This is a genomic window from Epilithonimonas bovis DSM 19482 (assembly GCF_900108115.1).
In the GTDB taxonomy this organism is placed as follows: domain Bacteria; phylum Bacteroidota; class Bacteroidia; order Flavobacteriales; family Weeksellaceae; genus Epilithonimonas; species Epilithonimonas bovis.
The window spans coordinates 11,295-29,094 of sequence record NZ_FTPU01000008.1 but is presented as its reverse complement, the minus strand read 5'-3'; the positions used below and the strand labels follow the sequence as shown (position 1 = coordinate 29,094).

The following is a 17,800-nucleotide window of genomic DNA, read 5'->3' as shown; positions in this document are numbered from 1 at the left end:
ATGTATAATTTAGCAGACTTTTACATTTCTACAGACCAATCCAAAATGGATATCGAGACTATACATCAGTATTTATCAGAAGAATCCTATTGGGCAAAAGGAATACCAAGAGAAACTGTTGAAAAATCTATTGCCAATTCCTTTTGTTTCGGTGTCTTCTATAAGGATCAGCAGGTGGGATTTGCAAAAGTCATCACAGACTTTACGACGATTGCTTATTTGGGTGACGTATTTGTTTTGGAGAAATTCCGGGGACTTGGCCTTTCAAAACTGCTCATGGAAAACATTATGGCTCATCCGAAATTACAAGGTTTGAGAAGATGGATTTTGCTAACTGCTGATGCGCACGAACTTTACAGAAAATTTGGATGGGACACTATAAAAAATCCTGCAAGGTGGATGGAAATCCATACTAAGAATCCTTATGAATAGACCTTCCCCAAATAAATTGGTATAAAAAGAATCCCATTGCAACGCCCAATGTATTAAGGATAATATCATCAATATCAAAAACCCCGAGCCGGGTAATATACTGCAGGCTTTCTACCACGACAATGGCAGAAATAAAATTAATGATTAGAGTCCTAAAGTCATTCAGCTTTGGGAAAACAATTCCTAAAAAGCCAAAAGGCATAAACATCAGAATATTCCCACAGACATTGATAAAAATGCTTTTCCATAAGATTGTCTCCTTAACAAAACCCAGTGTGGAAAACATCGGGACAAGCCTTACAATATTAATAGGATAAGGGCTTCTGCCAAACCCAAAAAACATCAGGTACAGCAGAAAAACAGCGTAAAAGGCAATCGAAATTTTATAGAATTTTTCAAAAAAATGCATCTCCGCAAATCATCCCCAAATATAACCGAAAATCTATTGCTGTTGCTGCTGTTGTTGCTGCATTTCTAAAAACCGCTGGTAAGAATTACTTTTGACATCGATAACTTCAGGCTTATTCTCCCTGATGTATAATGGGAACTTGGGCTCCGCCGTTTTTTCTTTAGTTTTCTCGTTGGTGATAATTACAGATACGCTCAGGATGTGGCTGGATGTTCCTTTGTAGGTTCCTTTCACCGGGGTGCAATCTTTAAAATCTCTTCCTATTGCAATCTTGATATGCCTGTCACTCACCCAGCAATTATTGGTAGGATCATTACCGAGCCAGCCGAATCCGGGGATATAAACCTCTACCCACGCATGTGTAGCTCCTTCCCCTCGGAGATCATGATTGCTGGGGCTGATGTAACCGCTAACATATCTCGCCGGGACGCCAAGCATCCGCAACATCCCCAGAAGCAGATGGGCAAAATCCTGGCAGACACCTGCCTTCAGTTGCCAGATTTCATCAATCTCGGTTTCAAAATCGGTAACACCCTGTTTGTATATAAAATTTTCGTAGATGTAAGTGGACAGGGATGTTGTTACCTCCATTACTGATAACTCCGGTTTAGCCAGCGATTTTACGACAGACAGAATCTCATCTTTTTGTTGTATCTCCTCACCTCGTACAAAATCGATATAAGGATATTGGCGGCACTGCTCCCGAAGCATCTCCCACTGCTCTTCTACGGTATAATCTATAACAGGTAGAGAAATTGGGAATGTTTCTACCACAATCTCTGATTTGATCTCCAGATGATGATGTGGTTCCACTATGGTAAAGACCCCTATTTTGTTGGTAAAATAATCATGATAAAAATCAATATTGGCATTAGGCGAGATGGTTATTTTCTGATCTCTGACATCCTGAAAGTCATTGCTGAGCGGAGAAAGGATAATCTGGTTGGCGCTGTCTGTAACAGCCGTTGGGTAATCGTATTTGGTGATATGTAAAATATTAAAAACTGGCATAGTTCATTGTTTGATATTACGTTCCGGATAGAGAATGTAATTTTTAATAATAATTTTAAAGAGCCAAACCAAAAAAGTTATGGTTAAAAACCTCTGTGATGTCATACAGGTCGGAGCGGATAGCCGCCAAAAAATTCATTTTGTCAACATGCGATTTAGGATGCCTGGTATACTGAACATTGGCACGGCTTTTCCCAATGAGGAAATTAACATTATCATCCTTTTCATCGGGCTCTGAGGCCTGCAGATGCCTGGCGTATTTTTCGATCTCGTGGAGGCAGTAAGAGATAGAACTGGGAAACAGCGGCTCGTAAAGCATCTGGTAAAAGATACGTTCTTTCTCCATAGTCCCCAGATTATTTCTCAGGTAGAAGTTATACCCGGTTACCGAACTCAGGAAATAACGCCAGCTGGAATAATCGTTATCTAAAAGATCTTCGCCGTACAAAACCCATTGCTTGCGGATTAGATTGAGCATATTAAGGATCCGTTCAACATATTTGCCCAATTGTAAAAAACAATAACCCTCATCCCTTGCCAGGGAATTATCTACAACACCGTAATAGACCATCGACTGATTGATCAGGGTATCAAAAACACTGATAGGATCGCCAAACCGCGCCTGATTATGCAAAAAATGATCCTTCATCAGATGGTGGAAATCATTGAGGCACTGCCAGACATCTTTATTGATGTGATCCTGAGCGCTTCTCGCATTTTCCCTGGCACGGAAAATATTATTGGCGATAGAATTCTCGTTTTGCACATCGAATAAAGCTTTTGACAGGAGAATGCCAAAACTGTAATCACCATCTTCTATCACAATTTGATTTTCTTCGCAAAAGCTCTCCCAACTTTCAGAAGAGACACCATCCTGATAGGCAATATATTTGGTATGGAACACTCTAAGCTGAAAACTGGAGCGCTCCAATATAACGGCTCATCCAGAAGATATTCTCTGCAACTCTGCTTAACATTAATTATAATTAGATTAAAAAGATTAATAAAAACTAGCCGACAATCCAGGTATCCTTGCTTCCGCCTCCCTGAGATGAATTGACTACAATAGAACCTTCTTTCAGCGCAACTCTGGTAAGGCCGCCCGGTACAATATCTATCCCATCGGGACCAAAAAGCGCAAACGGGCGCAGATCTACACGCCTTGGCTGCAAGGTACCATTGATATAGCACGGTGCAGTAGACAGGCGAATGATCGGCTGCGCAATATAGTTGCGGGGATTGAGGTTGATCTGTCTGGTAAATTCGGCAATTTCTTCATCAGTGGCTTTATCGCCAATCAGCATCCCGTAACCGCCGCTTTCATTGGTTTTTTTGATGACCATCTTGTGCATATTTTCGAGCGTGTATTGTCTCTCATCCATATTTTCCATACGGTAGGTAGGCACGCTCTTCAGGATAGGCTCTTCTCCCAGATAATAGCGGATCATATCCGGCACGTAAGAATAGATGGCTTTATCATCTGCCACGCCATTCCCCATCGCATTGACAAGGATAACATTGCCTTTTCTGTACGCATGGTATAATCCGGGGACACCCAAAATACTATCGGGGCGAAACACCAGTGGATCCAAAAATTCATCGTCCACACGGCGGTAGATAACATCCACTTTTTTGAGGCCTCTTGTGGTTTTCATAAAAACCTGGTGATTCTGGATAACAAGATCCCTACCTTCTACCAGCTCAATACCCATGAGCCTCGCCAGCGTGGTATACTCGAAGTAGGCCGAATTAAAAATACCCGGCGTTAATAAAACCACATTCGGTTTTGGGCTGATCTGCCGGCCCAAAGACAGAAGATTTTTAATTAAAAGATCAGGGTAATTATTAACCTGCTTTAATTTGACATTAGGGATAACGTTGGGGAAAAGCCGGTAACTCATTTTTCGGTTTTCGAGCATATAACTCACTCCGGATGGTGTTCTCAGGTTGTCCTCCAGCACATAATAACTGCCGTCATAATCCCGGATAAGATCTATACCGCTAATATGTGTGTAGATATCAAAAGGCACGTCCACATTCATCATCTCGCGCAGGTAATTGGGGCAGGTATACACCAGAGAGGACGGAATAATGCCATCTTTGATGATAAACTGCTGGTGGTAAACATCCTTTAGAAAAATATTAAGGGCGCGCAAACGCTGCTTGATCCCCTTTTCTATAAAAGCCCATTCCGAAGCAGGAATAATCCTTGGGACAATATCAAAAGGGAAGATCTTCTCTATGCCCTCGCCATCATTGTAAACAGTGAAGGTAATCCCCTGTGTTAAAAACAGCTTTTTGGCAACCTCAGTCTTACTCTCCATGTCAGAAATATCCAACTGATCAAAAAAACGCACAAACTCCTGATAATGATTTCTGACCTGCTGATTAATCATCATTTCATCAAAAACTTCTTTCAGTGGTTTATAATCGCCCAACACCCCACTATTCATAATTTTTATCTTTTTTCGTTAACGAATGTATAATTTTATAGGGTATAAACCAAAATTTTATAATTATTTTTATTAACAACCTTATTTTTTAAAGCATTTATTACAAAATAATATTTTTTACCCTAACTCAATTTTTCTCTTCATTATGAGAAAAAGCGCTTGATAATTGATTCAAATTTTACTATATTCGTTATGAACTTACATGATATGATGACCTACGACCTAGAGAAAGAAAACAAGGAAATCCTTGCCCGATACAAAGACCTGATTACCAACACCTACCGGACACTGGATGAGGAACAGAACAAACTGATCAGAAAAGCTTTTGATATTGCTCTGGACGCCCACAAAGACCAGCGGCGCAAAACCGGTGAGCCTTATATCTACCATCCGATAGAGGTGGCAAAGATTGTAGCCAATGAGATAGGCTTAGGTGCTACCAGTATTGCGTGTGCCCTTTTGCATGACGTCATAGAAGACTCTGAATACACCTACGAAGATCTCGAAAAAATATTTGGGAAAAATATTGCTGACATTGTGAATGGCCTCACAAAAATCTCTGTAATGAACCAGCAGAACATCTCTGTACAGTCAGAAAATTACAGAAAATTACTATTGACGCTGTCAGAGGACTTCCGGGTTATTCTCATCAAAATCGCCGACCGCCTGCATAATATGAGGACTTTGGACAGCATGCATCCTGTAAAACAGAAAAAAATTGCGGCAGAGACAGCCTATATCTACGCACCGCTGGCTCACAGGTTGGGTCTCTACAATATCAAGTCTGAACTGGAAGATTTATCATTAAAATATAACAACCCCGATGTTTACAACGAGATTGTGGACAAATTGGAAATTGCAAAAGAAGGCCGCGAGAAATATGTGGAAGAGTTCACCAAAGAAGTTTCTGAACAACTGAAAGAAGAAGGACTCAATTTTACCATCAAAGGCCGCGCAAAAGCCATCAGCTCCATCTACCGCAAGATGCAGAAGCAGAATGTAACGTTTGAGGAAGTCTATGACAACTACGCCATCCGTATCATTTATAAATCCGACCCAAGGAATGAAAAATTCCTTGCATGGAAGATCTACTCTATCGTAACCGATCTATACCAAAGCAATCCGTCGCGGATGCGCGACTGGATTTCGCAGCCACGATCTACTGGCTACGAGAGCCTCCACCTTACCGTGATGGGCCCTGATAAAAAATGGATAGAAGTCCAGATCCGATCAGAGAGGATGGATGATATTGCCGAAAAGGGCGTGGCGGCACACTACAAATACAAAGAAGGTTACCGCAAAAACAGTGATGACCAGCGTTTTGAAAACTGGGTGGCCGAGATCCGCGATGTGCTGGAGCAGCAACAAAATCTCTCAACATCAGAACTTCTGGATAACATCAAGCTTAATCTATACTCCAAAGAAGTTTTTGTCTTTACCCCGAAAGGCGAGATCAAAATATTGCCAACAGGCGCTACTGCACTAGATTTCGCATTTTCTGTACATACTGATCTGGGAATGAAATGCCTGGGCGCCAAGATCAACGGAAAACTGGTACCCATCAGTTATGTTCTTCAGAACGGTGACCAGATCGATATCCTATCTTCTCAGAATCAAAAACCTAAAGCAGACTGGCTGGATTTTGTTGTGACATCCAAAGCCAAATCAAAGATTAAGAACATCCTTAATTCCGAAAAAAATCAGAATACTGCCGAAGGTAAGGAAATTTTACAGAGAAAAATGCGTCACGCCAAACTCAACTTTAATGATGATGAAGTGAATGCTTTACAAAAATTCCTGAACCTGAAAACTTCTCAGGATCTTTTCCTCGGTTTTCAAAACGGGACATTTGACATTGGCGATATCAAACGGTATGCAGACGGTAAAAGTATCCTCAGTAATATCTTCCAGCGTTTCCGAAAATCGTCCAGCAAAGAAGAATTTGTTGAGAAAGTGGATTCTAACCTGGACATGATTGTCTTTGGGAAAGATGAAGAAAAACTCAATTACACCTTTGCCAAGTGCTGCACGGTGATCCCGGGCGACAAGATTTTTGGGTTTATTACCATTTCTGACGGTATCAAAGTTCATAACGAGAACTGCCCCAACGCAATCAACCTGCGCGCCAACTACGATTACCGTGTTTTACAGGCCAAGTGGGTGAATGCGGAGAGTTTCAAAAACAGGATTAAAATCGAGATCGAAGGGATTGACAGGATGGGTATGATTAACGATATTACAGCCGTAATATCCAACAATATGAATATGGATATGAAGAGCATGAGTATTGCCTCCAACGATGGTATTTTCACAGGGAATATCAATCTGGAAGTCCGTAACCGCAGCCAGCTGGAAGAGACCTTCAAACAACTGAAAGCCATCAACGGCGTTTCTAAAGTGAAACGGGTGTAATGATCATATACCGCTATTTTAATCAGTTTGTCAATAACAGTAAAAGTGCAGGGATCTTGCTTCTGATACTGGTTTTGATTTCACTTTGCATTGCTAACAGTTCCTTCGCGAACAGTTTCCAACATGTATTGGATTATCAGATAGGAACCGAGATTCTTCATCTAAAATATCCTATTTCTGTCTGGATCAATGACGGATTGATGGCAATATTTTTTCTCTATGTTGGGCTGGAAATAAAACGGGAACTCCTGCGAGGCGAACTTGCCGACATCCGGCAGGCTGCATTGCCAATTGTAGCCGCATTTGGTGGAATGGTTTTTCCTGCGGTTATTTACCTGGTATTTAATCATAATACATCACATGCCGATGGATGGGCGATACCCATGACCACTGATATCGCATTTTCCCTGGCGATTATCTCTATGCTTGGGAAAAATATCCCTACCAGCCTAAAAATATTTCTAAGTGCGCTGGCCATTGTAGATGACTTGGGAGCGATCATCGTCATAGCATTATTCTACACAGATTCTATTGATTGGGTTTCTTTGGGTATTTGCGGTGGAATTACAATTTTTCTCATCATTTTAAATAAAACAGGAATCAAAAACCTTCTATTTTATCTTGTCCCCGGATTATTGCTCTGGTACTTTATGCATCATTCTGGGATACATGCCACAATAGCCGGCGTCATCCTGGCTTTTACAATCCCGCTAAAGAATCCTGCGAACAAAATTTCGCCATCAGAAAAACTTGAAAAACAACTGCACCTGCCGGTTAGTTTCCTAATCATGCCGCTGTTTGCTTTAGTTAATACAAACATTACTTTTGAGAAGGATATTTTCAGCCACTTTATAAGCCCACTCAGTACGGGGATTATTTTGGGGCTTTTCGCAGGGAAAGTCCTCGGTATTAATATTTTATCCTGGCTTGCCATAAAAATTAAATGGGCAAAATTGCCGGCTAATTGCAGTTTCAAAGAAATGCTTGGCGTGGGGTTTCTGGCAGGAATAGGTTTTACAATGTCAATTTTTGTCGCTTTGTTGGCTTTCCCAAAAGATTTTGAAAGTCAGAATATCTCTAAAATCAGCATTCTTGCAGCATCTGTCATCTCCGGCGTTACAGGGTATATTATTTTAAGGTTTAGAAAATCAGGCATCCGCCATACCGCCTGACTTGATTTCTTCACGCACCAGTTTCTCAAGCTTAACTTTTTTGATAGCCAGGTTAAGTTCGTTGCCCATCAGTACGAGAAATACGTTTACGTTAACCCAAACCATCACCAAAATAATGGAACCAATAGAGCCATATAAAACATTATACCTGGCAATATTACTCACATAGATCGCAAAAAAGTAAGTCAAAAGTACAAACAGAATCGTGGTTAAAACAGCACCAGGATACGCCTCTCTCAGCCTCGTAATTTTGAGACAACCCACCCAGTAAAATAAGGTTAAAAGGATAAAATAAAATAAGGGAAACGATATAAAACTGATAATCTTGGTCAGGTTTTTTGTAAACCAGCTGATGTCATAAGTAGGGGTAAAAAGCTTGAGAACAACCTCGCTGTAGTAAATCCCGAAAATTGAAAGAAACACCAAAGTCAAAAAGCTGATCGTTACCAGCATAGCAAGCAGATATTCCTTAACAAAACCTCTTTGCAGCTCGGTATTCCTGTTAAAACCATTGATGAGCGTAAAGCAACCGTTGGTGGCAAAAACAAAAGACAGCAGGATGGTAAGGTTACTGATAGATTTCATATTGGGAATAATGCTGGCCTGGATATAATTGGTAACATCACTCTGCATGTGAGACGGGAATACGCGCGGCATCAATACTTCAAAAATATAAAACTGCAGTTTGTCATAATGCGGCATGTAAGGCAATACCGACAGGAGGAAGAGAATCATAGGGAAAAGGCTGAGGAAAAAATTCCAGGAAATGCTTGCTGCCTGCCTGCCCAAAGGATTTTTGAAGATAGCATCTGAATAAATACTGAACATCTTCCACAGAGATATGCCTAAAACAGGGATGTATATTCCGTCGAAAAAGTTTTTGATTTTGAGAAAAAAACGCTGTATTTTTTTTGCCATTCAGTTATCTTTGCCCAACAAATATACTAAATGCGTATTAATTTGATCTGCATTGGGAAAACTGATGACAAAGAAATCGTTTCGCTCATCCGTTACTATCTCCCCAGAATCCCCAAACACTGGAATTTTGAACTGGTGGAAATCCCGGATGTTAAAAATGCAAAAAACCTAAGCCCCGATTTGCTGAAAAAAGAGGAATCCAAATTATTTTTGGGCCATATTGATAGTAATGATCTGGTTATATTGCTGGATGAGAAAGGCAAACAGTTTACCAGCCGTGAGTTTTCTGAAAAAATAGATTTCTGGATGGGTCATTCCTATAAAAAAATTCACTTCCTGATTGGAGGTGCCTATGGTTTCTCTGACGAGATCTATCACAGGGCGAATGAGAAAATATCCCTATCCAAAATGACATTCACGCACCAGATGATCCGTTTGTTTTTTGTAGAACAAATGTACAGAGCTGCCACAATTTTACAGGGAAAACCTTACCACAATGATTAAAACCGACTGAAAATCAAAACCTTAATAATTATCTGATTTTTCTAACAAGATTAGCAAAAACACCACTTAGCAGAAAACCTACCGTGGCACCAAAAGCCACATCCAAAGGGAAATGTACACCAAGATAAATCCGGCTGTAGGATACCAGCGCAGCCCAAAAGAATAAAATGTAAGGCAAAAATCTATATCTGCTGCCCATTAACATTGAGAGAAATCCCGCAAGAAAAAAGCAGTTGGAGGCATGGGAACTGTAGAAACCATATGGGCCGCCACATGTTACCAGTCGCATCTTGGCCATCAGCAGCTCGTTATGGCAAGGCCGCAGCCTTGCGACACCTACTTTGAAAATGCCGGCTAGCTGATCAGAAATAGTGATGCCTATGGCTATAAAAATAAGGATGAAGATTAATTTCTTTACCGGAAAACGCTTATAGAGGAAATAAAGCAAAATGATGTAAAAAGGAATCCAAAACCATTTGCCGGTAATCATGAGCCAGAAAGGATCAAAAGATGAATTTCCCAAACCATTGAGAAACAAAAGCAATTCCTGATCTTTTTCTATTAACCCGTTCATCTTACCTGCTTACAGGACCCTCGTGTGCGTCATCGTTGGACAGGTCAGGTTTTGGAGTATTATCAGCAACGAGTGGCTGGTTGTTTTTATCAACCAAAGGATTATAGTCCTGAGCAGACTGCTTGACTTTTTCGATCTCTTTTTTAATTTCTGAGACAGGATTATCTGCTTCCTTCATAATCTCGGTCTTGATGTCATCTACTGCACCACGCATTTTGCGCACGCCTTCGCCAAGGCCGCGGGCTATCTCGGGCAGCTTATCCGGTCCAAACAAGACGACAATTGCCAGGGCAATCATCAGCATTTCTCCTAAACTCAATTCCATTCCGCAAAATTAAGAAAGTTTATAAAAGTGATTGACAGACTTTTGTCATAATTTTATCATAAAATTGAAATAACTTTTGACAGCATTAATTTTCAAAAACCACCAGGATGATAAAATAACATGAATAAACAATTAATGTTACGACTTTTTCTTCTTGCTAAAATTGATATAAACAAAATAAATACTCGCTATAAACAGCAGAAATGCCAGAAAAAAAGGAGCTCCCGGAAATTGAAAAGGTGCAGCCTTGTGTGTGAAATAATAAAACAGATTGGTCATCAGCGGCGGACCTATAATAGAAGTTGCACTCATAAGGCTGGTAAGTGCACCCTGCAACTCTCCCTGCTCATTAGACGGGATATTTTTGGTAATAATCGACTGCAACGCCGGACCACATATACCACCCAAACAATACGGAATCAAAAAGACAAACATCATCCAGCCTTCTGTAGCAAAAGCAAACAACAGCATCCCAATCCCATAGAGCAATAATCCATAATAAATGCTCTTTCGGTCACCTATCAGCGGATTAATCCATCTAATTAACAAGCCCTGCACCAGCCCTACAAGAAGCCCTACAACACCCAGAGAGATACCCACCATTCTCTCGTCCCAGTTAAAACGGAACATGGTATAAAAACTCCAGTTGCTCTGCACAGCATGCGATGCAATATAAATCAATATTAATGAGATGACCAGTCCTGATATTTCAGGATGTTTCCGCAACAATTTTAGCGAACCAATCGGATTGGCGCGTCTCCAGTCAAATGCTCTTCGATTTTCTTTATCAAGGCTTTCGGGTAATACAAAATAGCCGTAAATAAAATTAACCATGCACAAAACCGCAGCCGCGTAAAACGGTACCCGGGAACCGTAATGACCTAAAATACCACCCAGTACGGGACCAATGATAAAGCCCAGACCAAAGGCGGCACCAATTAGCCCGAAGTTCTTAGCACGGTCTTCGTCGGTTGATATATCCGCAATATAGGCACTTGCTGTGGTAACACTAGCTCCTGTAATTCCTGCGATGATACGCCCGACAAAAAGCCACCATATTGTAGGAGATAAAGCCAGGAAAATATAATCAATAGAAAACCCAAAAAGTGATAACAGAATAATTGGTCGCCTACCATATTTATCACTCAAATTTCCGACCAGTGGGGAAAATACAAACTGGATAAAGGCATAAGCAAAACTCAGCCAACCACCGTATTTGGCCGCCTCGCTCACATCGGCATGGATAAGCTCCTCAATTAGTTTTGGAACCACTGGGATGATGATTCCCCAGCCTGTAATATCTATCAGTAGCGTGATGAAGATAAAGCCAATGGCAGCGGATTTTTGTGTCTTTTTCACAGGTAGTGATTACTTGATTTATTTTAACTGATTTCTGATTAATTTAGCTTTAATACAATCATCGGCGAAGATAACAATTTTTCTGTATGCCAAAATATTCTTAAAAAAGTAAGTCGGCAATTGATTAAATCCTTTTCAACTATTAAATCTCAATTATTTATTAATCAAATCAAGTTAGAAGTGTATATTGCTCCTAGGAGTATAGCTTCACTTAAAAGTAAGAAAAATATTATTATTTAGAAAAGTAAAGGTTATACATAAGAAAATTATGTATACATTTGTAATGCATAAAAAAATTAGGCATGCCAAAAAATAATAAATTATATAAAGGTACTTTACAAAATATCATTCTGAAGCTGCTTTCGCAGGAGGTAAAGATGTATGGCTACCAGATGACGCAGCGCGCAAAGGAACTCACTAAAGGCGAACTGGAAATGACAGAAGGCGCGCTTTATCCTATCCTGCATAAGTTGGAGGGCGATGGCATTATTTTTTCGGAAATCCAAAACTTCAACGGGCGCGACCGGAAGTATTACCTGCTGACCGACAAAGGTAAGAAGCAACAAAAAATTCACGAAAAAGAAATGAAAAGCTACCTACTGAACCTAAATACTATTTTTAATTTTTGAAATGATGCTCACAAAAGAACAAGGCCAAGCCGTTACAGCCTATCTTATTTCTAAAAAACTACCGATGGATCTGTTACTGGAAGTGAAAGACCATTTTATAGAGCAAATAGAAAATACGGAAAATACAGATTTTGAAACTGCTTTTGGAGCCGCAAAACTTTCATGGGAAAAAGAACTGCGAATGGTCTACAAATTCAATCTACCACTGAGAAAAGTAACCGTTTTTCAACGGAATACTGATCGTAAAATTTCTTTTGCGATTAAAAGAACTATTTTATACTTTGTCCCGTTTTTTCTGCTAAGTGTTTTCCTTTGCTATTTCAGGAAAGATTGGGCGCAGAATCTATTCCTTTTCTCTTACATTGTAATCGGCCTGGTCACTCTATTATCCTTTGTGCTATTTTACAAATATTACAAATCATCAACAACCAATGATAAAAGAAACATCAGCATTTACCAAAAAGGGACCTTAATCTATTTTTTAAGCGGGATGTATGTTGTTGTTTTCAACCTGATAAATTTCTACGACCGTTTTGAAAAGTTTAATATTTCGCTTTTAATGCTCACAAACGGGCATTTGGGTAAAGTATCCTACATACCGTTGATTTACACTTATATTTTTATGTTTTTCTGGATGTATGGCCTGCTTTACTTTTTGCAATACCGTAAAGCCGTTACAGAGTTGGAACAACGCATCAATCTGAAATTATGATAAGAAATTCTTATCGTTAAGAAATCCCCAATGATCCCATCACTACTTATAGAATACCATTTTAAGCCTGATTTTTCTATTGCCTTATCTTATCTCGTCTTTCATCCTGAGAATGTGATATTTTGACAAAGAGATTACCCAACATATTCTGATAAAAAAAAACAGCTCCCAAATTATTGAGAGCTGTTTTTATATTTAATTTTTAGCTGATTTTATTTCGCTACTTCCAGATTATCGGTAGAAGATTTCCCATGTGGGTTTTCTTCGTGCCTTTTACCTCTCAGGAAGTCGTAAGCCGTCGCCGATGCAATGAAGATGGATGAATAGGTACCAAAACCAATACCAATTAACAGACAGAACATGAAGCCTCTCAGGTTATCACCACCGAAGATAAAAATCGCAAGGATTACCAAAATGGTTGTGAAAGAGGTGTTAAACGTCCTACCAATCGTGCTTGAGATAGAATCATCAAACAATCCTGCCAATGTCAACGCTTTTTTCTCGCGCAGGTATTCTCTAATCCTGTCGAAGATAATTACAGTATCGTTGATTGAGTAACCAATTACGGTAAGTATAGCCGCGATAAAATCCTGATTGATCTCCATATTAAACGGCATAATCTTATAAAACAGCGAGTAAACGCCTAAGATCACCACTGTATCGTGGAAGAGACCGGCAACCGCACCCAATGAGAACTGCCATTTGTCAAACCTTACCAAGATGTAGATAAAGATACCAATCAATGATGCTGCAACCGCCAGGATACCATGCGTGGTGATGTCATCTGCCACGGTAGGCCCTACTTTGGTAGAAGACACAATACCGGCGTGGCCTTTGTCTGCCGCTTTGAAATCTGCCAGTGTCATATTGGCTGGTAAATCACTTTTAAGACCTTCATAAATTTTTTGTTCTACAGTTTGGTCTGCTTTAAGCGATTCGTCATCAATAAGATAATCAGTCGTAATTTTTAACTGAGATGTGTTACCAAAAGTTTTGGCTTCTACCATGTTGTTTTTCCCATCGGTAGTTTTCATCAGTTTTCCGATGCTCTCTTCTATCTTGGTTGCGTCTACAGGTTTCTCGAATCTTACAACAAAATTACGTCCTCCTGTAAAGTCGATACCATATTTGAAACCGTTAACAGCAATAGAACCTATAGAAATCACCATCAAAATGGCAGAGAAAATATAAGCATATCTTCTTTTCCCGATAAAATCGATCCAGGTATTTCTGAATAAATTCTTGGTAGGCGCTGTCCAAACGGAAAGGGATTTCCCTTTTTCTAATCTACTGAAGATCATTACCCTGGACAATAATACAGAGGTAAACAATGTCATAATCAAACCAATGATCAATGTTACTGCAAAACCTTTGATTGGCCCTGTACCGAAAACATAAAGGATAATAGCCGTAATCAGGGTTGTAAGGTGACCATCGATAATTGCAGAAATCGCATGTTTGAAACCATCTTTATAAGCTTCCAGAATTCCTTTTCCACGGAAAAGCTCTTCCTTAGTTCTCTCGTAAATAATCACGTTGGCATCTACCGCCATCGCCATAGATAATACGATACCTGCAATACCCGGTAAGGTCAGCGTAGCATCGATAGAATCCATAATCCCGAAAATATAAAACAAGTTGATAACCATCGCAATAACGGCGTAGATCCCTGCCCCACCATAATAGAAAATGATGTAAACAATGATAACCGCAAATGCAATGAGGAACGACATAACACCGTCATGGATAGACTCTGCACCCAAAGATGGCCCTACCACATCTGCCTGAACAATTTTAGCCCCGGCAGGCAATTTACCAGCACCCAAAACGTCTACCAAATCTTTGGCTTCTTCCTGAGTAAAATTTCCGGAAATCTGTGTCCTACCGTTAGGGATCACTTCATTTACCATAGGAGCCGTGTAAACCCTGTTATCCAAAGAAACTGCTACCACTTTACCTTTGTTTTTCTCGGTCATGGTTTTCCAGTCACGTGCACCGTTAGAATCCATCTGCATATCTACCACGATACGGCCTAACTGGTCATAATTGATATTTGCGGATTCTACAGCACCGTCAACCGGAGCTTTCTGATTGATATTCCCACGGATTGCATACAATACAAGACTGTTTGACGTATTAGTCTCAGGCTTGTAACCCCACATGAACTGGGTATACTTTAAGTTAACAGGTCTCGCTTTGATTGCAATAGCACTGTTAAGAATTTTGTTAACTACGGCTGTATCCGACAACTTAACATTAGCCACGGCATTCCCCGGCGTTGAATTAAGCTGAATCAGATTAACCAAATTGGTTGATTTGGAAACGCCCATCGAGTCACCTTTGGCTCTCACCAATTGGTTAAGCTCTGAGAAATAAGGTAATACCTCCTGTCCCATCTGCACTTCCCAAAACTGAAGTTTTGCAGACGTTGCCAGCATTTTTTTAACTCTGTCGATATCTTTGATGCCCGGCATCTCCACAAGGATCCTACCAGTTCCCGGCACACGCTGAACGTTTGGCTGAGTTACTCCCATTTTATCAATACGGGTTCTCAACACTTCATAAGCGGTTCCTACGGATGCGTCAATTTTTTTTCTGACAATATTTTTCACCTGGTCGTCAGGTGTATTGAATTTGATCTCGGAAAGATTGGTATTACCAAAAATCTCTGGATCTGCAAGTTTCAGGTTGGTACCTTTCTCCTTGTTAACCGCCTCAAACTGAGTGAAAAAATCTTCGATGTATTGTTTACTCGAATTTTTCTGAGCCTGATCTGTACGGTTAAGTGCTTCTATCAAAACAGGGTTTGTAGAATAATTGCTGAGATCATTTACCAAATCTCTCTGGTTGATTTCCAATAGTACGTTGATACCACCCTTAAGGTCCAAACCGAGCTTCATCTCTTTCTGTTTTGCAGAGGCATAATCCAGTTTTGTAAACCCAAGATTAAGCGTGTCTTTAGAAAGTCTGGCAAGCTCTGCCCGATATTTTACCTGATTATCTCCTGCGATGGCTTTTGCTTCGTTTTCTATCTTATTAGCATAGAAAGAAGGCAGAAGCTCATTAAGGCAAATCAGTCCAAGAACGATGGCAACCAATGTAACGAGTCCTTTTCCTTGCATTTTCTTACGATATATATAATTTAAGTCGGCAAATATAATCATTTCTAATTGAAATAAGAATTTGAAAATGAGAAATATGTATTTATTGATTCAGACAAAAAAACGATGGATTTTTGCTGGCCATTTTAAGATCTACGGATTAGGTTCAAAGTTAAAAACAACATGTTTTTTTTGCCAAGGCATGCAATTTGGTAATTCTTAATTAATTAAAAAATAATCAGTTATGAAAAATTATACACTTTTATACAGTTTATTCTTTTATGTAAGTTTATCTGCGCAGACGATTGTTTTGGAAAATTTTGCATCGGGATTATCCAGTCCTGTCGAGATCATAGCCTCTCCCACATCTGACAACAGATTATTTGTTGTGCAGCAATCCGGTACCATAAAAATTGTTAATGAAAATGGCAGCCTTGGTACTGGTAACTTTCTGGACATTACAGACAGAATCACTTATAATGGTGAACGTGGTTTATTGGGACTGGCGTTTCATCCTCAGTTTTCTGTCAACCGCTACTTTTACGTTTATTATAACACAACAGACGGATCAGTAAGGCTTTCGCGCTTTACCGCTAATGCTGGTGAGACCAGTACAGCAGATGCATCCTCAGAAAAAATCATGCTTACTATACCCAAATCGTTTGCTAATCACAACGGTGGCAGTATCCATTTTGCACCAGATGGCAAACTTTGGATTTCTACCGGCGATGGCGGTGGTACCGGCGATCCTGATAACAATGCACAAAATAAAAACTCACTTTTGGGAAAAATCCTCAGAATAGATGTTAATTCTGAATCAGGTTATGCGATCCCGACAGACAATCCGTTTGTGGGTAAAGATGGCGCAGATGAAGTATGGGCTTTCGGTCTTAGAAATGCATGGAAGTTTTCTTTCGACAGAACAGCCGGTACAGCAATGACTGCCGATGTGGGACAGGGCGCTATTGAAGAAATTAATAAAGTATCCGTCAATTCTGCAGGCGTTAATTATGGCTGGAAGTGCTACGAGGGAAACAATACCTATAATACAAATGGTTGCGCTGATTCATCCACCATGACTTTCCCGATTGCCCAATACGGCCACTCGGATGGTAAATGTTCTATTACCGGAGGCTATGTTTACCGTGGCAACCAGTATCAGGATCTCATGGCGAAATATCTTTTTGCGGATTATTGCTCCGGTCAAATTGGCGTTTTGGACAATGCCAACACCATCGTATGGACAACGGCATTTTCAGGAAATAACTTTACAACTTTTGGCGAGGATAATAATAAACAGCTTTACATCGCCGCATCCAACGGTAATATCTATAAAATAAAAACTGAAAACCTTGCTGTATCGGACATCAGTAATAACGGAATTCTATTGGCTCCGAATCCTACCACCGAGTACGTCTATATCTATAATCTGAACGCAGACAATGTCTCCGCCGATATTATGGATTCTACAGGAAGACTGATCCGCACAACAAAAATCTCCGGCAGTAATAACCGTATTGATATTTCTGAATTGCAACCCGGCAGCTATTTTATCAACCTCATCAAAGACAGTCAAAAATTTTTATCACAAAAATTGATTAAGGAATAAAAATCAGATGTAAATTAGCATTTGGGTGACTGTAATCTTTAAAAATGCCAGCGAATTTATCATTTTCATGAAAATGTAACGCCAATTAGTTGCCACAGCAAGTGTTAAAGCCTAATTTTGCAACCAATTAAAAAACACAAATGATTAAAGGAGGATACATAAAACTATTTGCAGTAAAGG

The 17,800-nt window shown here is 39.9% G+C and carries 17 protein-coding genes; 7 read left to right on the top strand and 10 right to left on the bottom strand.

The annotated features are described in order from the left end of the window. Entirely contained in the window at window positions 1-432 is a 432-nt protein-coding gene (locus B0B05_RS04855; protein WP_076782355.1) for a GNAT family N-acetyltransferase, read from the top strand. On the opposite strand, the gene B0B05_RS04850 is transcribed toward B0B05_RS04855, so the two are convergent. From B0B05_RS04850 to B0B05_RS04830, 5 genes are read right to left on the bottom strand one after another with little or no spacing between them, the layout of a single operon-like run. Continuing rightward, complete coding sequence (locus tag B0B05_RS04850) at window positions 413-841, bottom strand: VanZ family protein (RefSeq protein ID WP_076782354.1); 429 nt, start codon at window positions 839-841, stop codon at window positions 413-415. The two genes, B0B05_RS04855 and B0B05_RS04850, sit on opposite strands and share 20 nt — an antisense overlap. A 33-nt stretch (window positions 842-874) precedes the next feature. Next, window positions 875-1,852 carry a transglutaminase family protein gene (locus B0B05_RS04845; protein WP_076782353.1) on the bottom strand — a complete coding sequence of 326 codons (978 nt, stop codon included), beginning with the start codon at window positions 1,850-1,852 and terminating at the stop codon, window positions 875-877. A 55-nt stretch (window positions 1,853-1,907) separates the two neighbouring features. Beyond that, entirely contained in the window at window positions 1,908-2,783 is an 876-nt protein-coding gene (locus B0B05_RS04840) for an alpha-E domain-containing protein (protein WP_076782352.1), read from the bottom strand. After that, window positions 2,758-2,829 (bottom strand): alpha-E domain-containing protein, encoded by a 72-nt coding sequence (locus tag B0B05_RS17185; RefSeq protein ID WP_076782417.1) that lies wholly within the window; start codon window positions 2,827-2,829, stop codon window positions 2,758-2,760. Before B0B05_RS17185 ends, B0B05_RS04840 begins: the two co-directional genes overlap by 26 nt. Before the next feature lie 33 nt (window positions 2,830-2,862). After that, window positions 2,863-4,305, bottom strand: a complete 1,443-nt coding sequence (locus B0B05_RS04830) for a circularly permuted type 2 ATP-grasp protein (protein WP_076782351.1) — start codon at window positions 4,303-4,305, stop codon at window positions 2,863-2,865. 210 nt (window positions 4,306-4,515) lie between these two features. On the opposite strand from B0B05_RS04830, the gene B0B05_RS04825 reads away from it, so the two are divergent. Both B0B05_RS04825 and nhaA read left to right on the top strand, forming a co-directional pair. After that, complete coding sequence (locus B0B05_RS04825; RefSeq protein WP_076782416.1) at window positions 4,516-6,717, top strand: RelA/SpoT family protein; 2,202 nt, start codon at window positions 4,516-4,518, stop codon at window positions 6,715-6,717. Next, the gene (gene nhaA, locus B0B05_RS04820; protein WP_076782350.1) at window positions 6,717-7,889 is read left to right on the top strand and encodes a Na+/H+ antiporter NhaA; all 1,173 of its coding nucleotides are present in this window, start codon (window positions 6,717-6,719) and stop codon (window positions 7,887-7,889) included. The genes B0B05_RS04825 and nhaA overlap by 1 nt, the downstream gene beginning before the upstream one ends. Here the strand turns inward: nhaA and B0B05_RS04815 are convergent. Next, window positions 7,866-8,807 (bottom strand): YihY/virulence factor BrkB family protein, encoded by a 942-nt coding sequence (locus B0B05_RS04815; protein WP_076782349.1) that lies wholly within the window; start codon window positions 8,805-8,807, stop codon window positions 7,866-7,868. The two genes, nhaA and B0B05_RS04815, sit on opposite strands and share 24 nt — an antisense overlap. 30 nt (window positions 8,808-8,837) lie before the next feature. Between B0B05_RS04815 and B0B05_RS04810 the strand changes: the two genes are divergently transcribed. After that, on the top strand, window positions 8,838-9,311 hold the full coding sequence (locus B0B05_RS04810; RefSeq protein ID WP_076782348.1) for a 23S rRNA (pseudouridine(1915)-N(3))-methyltransferase RlmH: 474 nt from the start codon (window positions 8,838-8,840) through the stop codon (window positions 9,309-9,311). Window positions 9,312-9,339: 28 nt separating this feature from the next. Here the strand turns inward: B0B05_RS04810 and B0B05_RS04805 are convergent, their stop codons facing one another. The 3 genes from B0B05_RS04805 to B0B05_RS04795 form a co-directional block, all read right to left on the bottom strand. Beyond that, on the bottom strand, window positions 9,340-9,885 hold the full coding sequence (locus tag B0B05_RS04805; RefSeq protein WP_076782347.1) for a phosphatase PAP2 family protein: 546 nt from the start codon (window positions 9,883-9,885) through the stop codon (window positions 9,340-9,342). A gap of 1 nt (window position 9,886) precedes the next feature. Continuing rightward, window positions 9,887-10,210 carry a Sec-independent protein translocase subunit TatA/TatB gene (locus tag B0B05_RS04800; RefSeq protein ID WP_076782346.1) on the bottom strand — a complete coding sequence of 108 codons (324 nt, stop codon included), beginning with the start codon at window positions 10,208-10,210 and terminating at the stop codon, window positions 9,887-9,889. Between the two features lie 138 nt (window positions 10,211-10,348). Then, on the bottom strand, window positions 10,349-11,569 hold the full coding sequence (locus B0B05_RS04795; RefSeq protein ID WP_076782345.1) for a TCR/Tet family MFS transporter: 1,221 nt from the start codon (window positions 11,567-11,569) through the stop codon (window positions 10,349-10,351). A 302-nt stretch (window positions 11,570-11,871) separates the two neighbouring features. On the opposite strand from B0B05_RS04795, the gene B0B05_RS04790 reads away from it, so the two are divergent. Beyond that, window positions 11,872-12,198, top strand: coding sequence for a PadR family transcriptional regulator (locus tag B0B05_RS04790; protein WP_076782344.1), 327 nt, complete (start codon window positions 11,872-11,874; stop codon window positions 12,196-12,198). Window position 12,199: 1 nt separating this feature from the next. Then, window positions 12,200-12,910: a hypothetical protein gene (locus tag B0B05_RS04785; protein ID WP_076782343.1), complete on the top strand. Its 711-nt coding sequence runs from the start codon at window positions 12,200-12,202 to the stop codon at window positions 12,908-12,910. A gap of 212 nt (window positions 12,911-13,122) precedes the next feature. Here the strand turns inward: B0B05_RS04785 and secD are convergent, their stop codons facing one another. Further along, complete coding sequence (gene secD / locus B0B05_RS04780) at window positions 13,123-16,032, bottom strand: protein translocase subunit SecD (RefSeq protein WP_076782342.1); 2,910 nt, start codon at window positions 16,030-16,032, stop codon at window positions 13,123-13,125. A 223-nt stretch (window positions 16,033-16,255) separates the two neighbouring features. Between secD and B0B05_RS04775 the strand changes: the two genes are divergently transcribed. Continuing rightward, window positions 16,256-17,620 (top strand): PQQ-dependent sugar dehydrogenase, encoded by a 1,365-nt coding sequence (locus tag B0B05_RS04775; RefSeq protein ID WP_076782341.1) that lies wholly within the window; start codon window positions 16,256-16,258, stop codon window positions 17,618-17,620. Window positions 17,621-17,800: the final 180 nt, after the last annotated feature.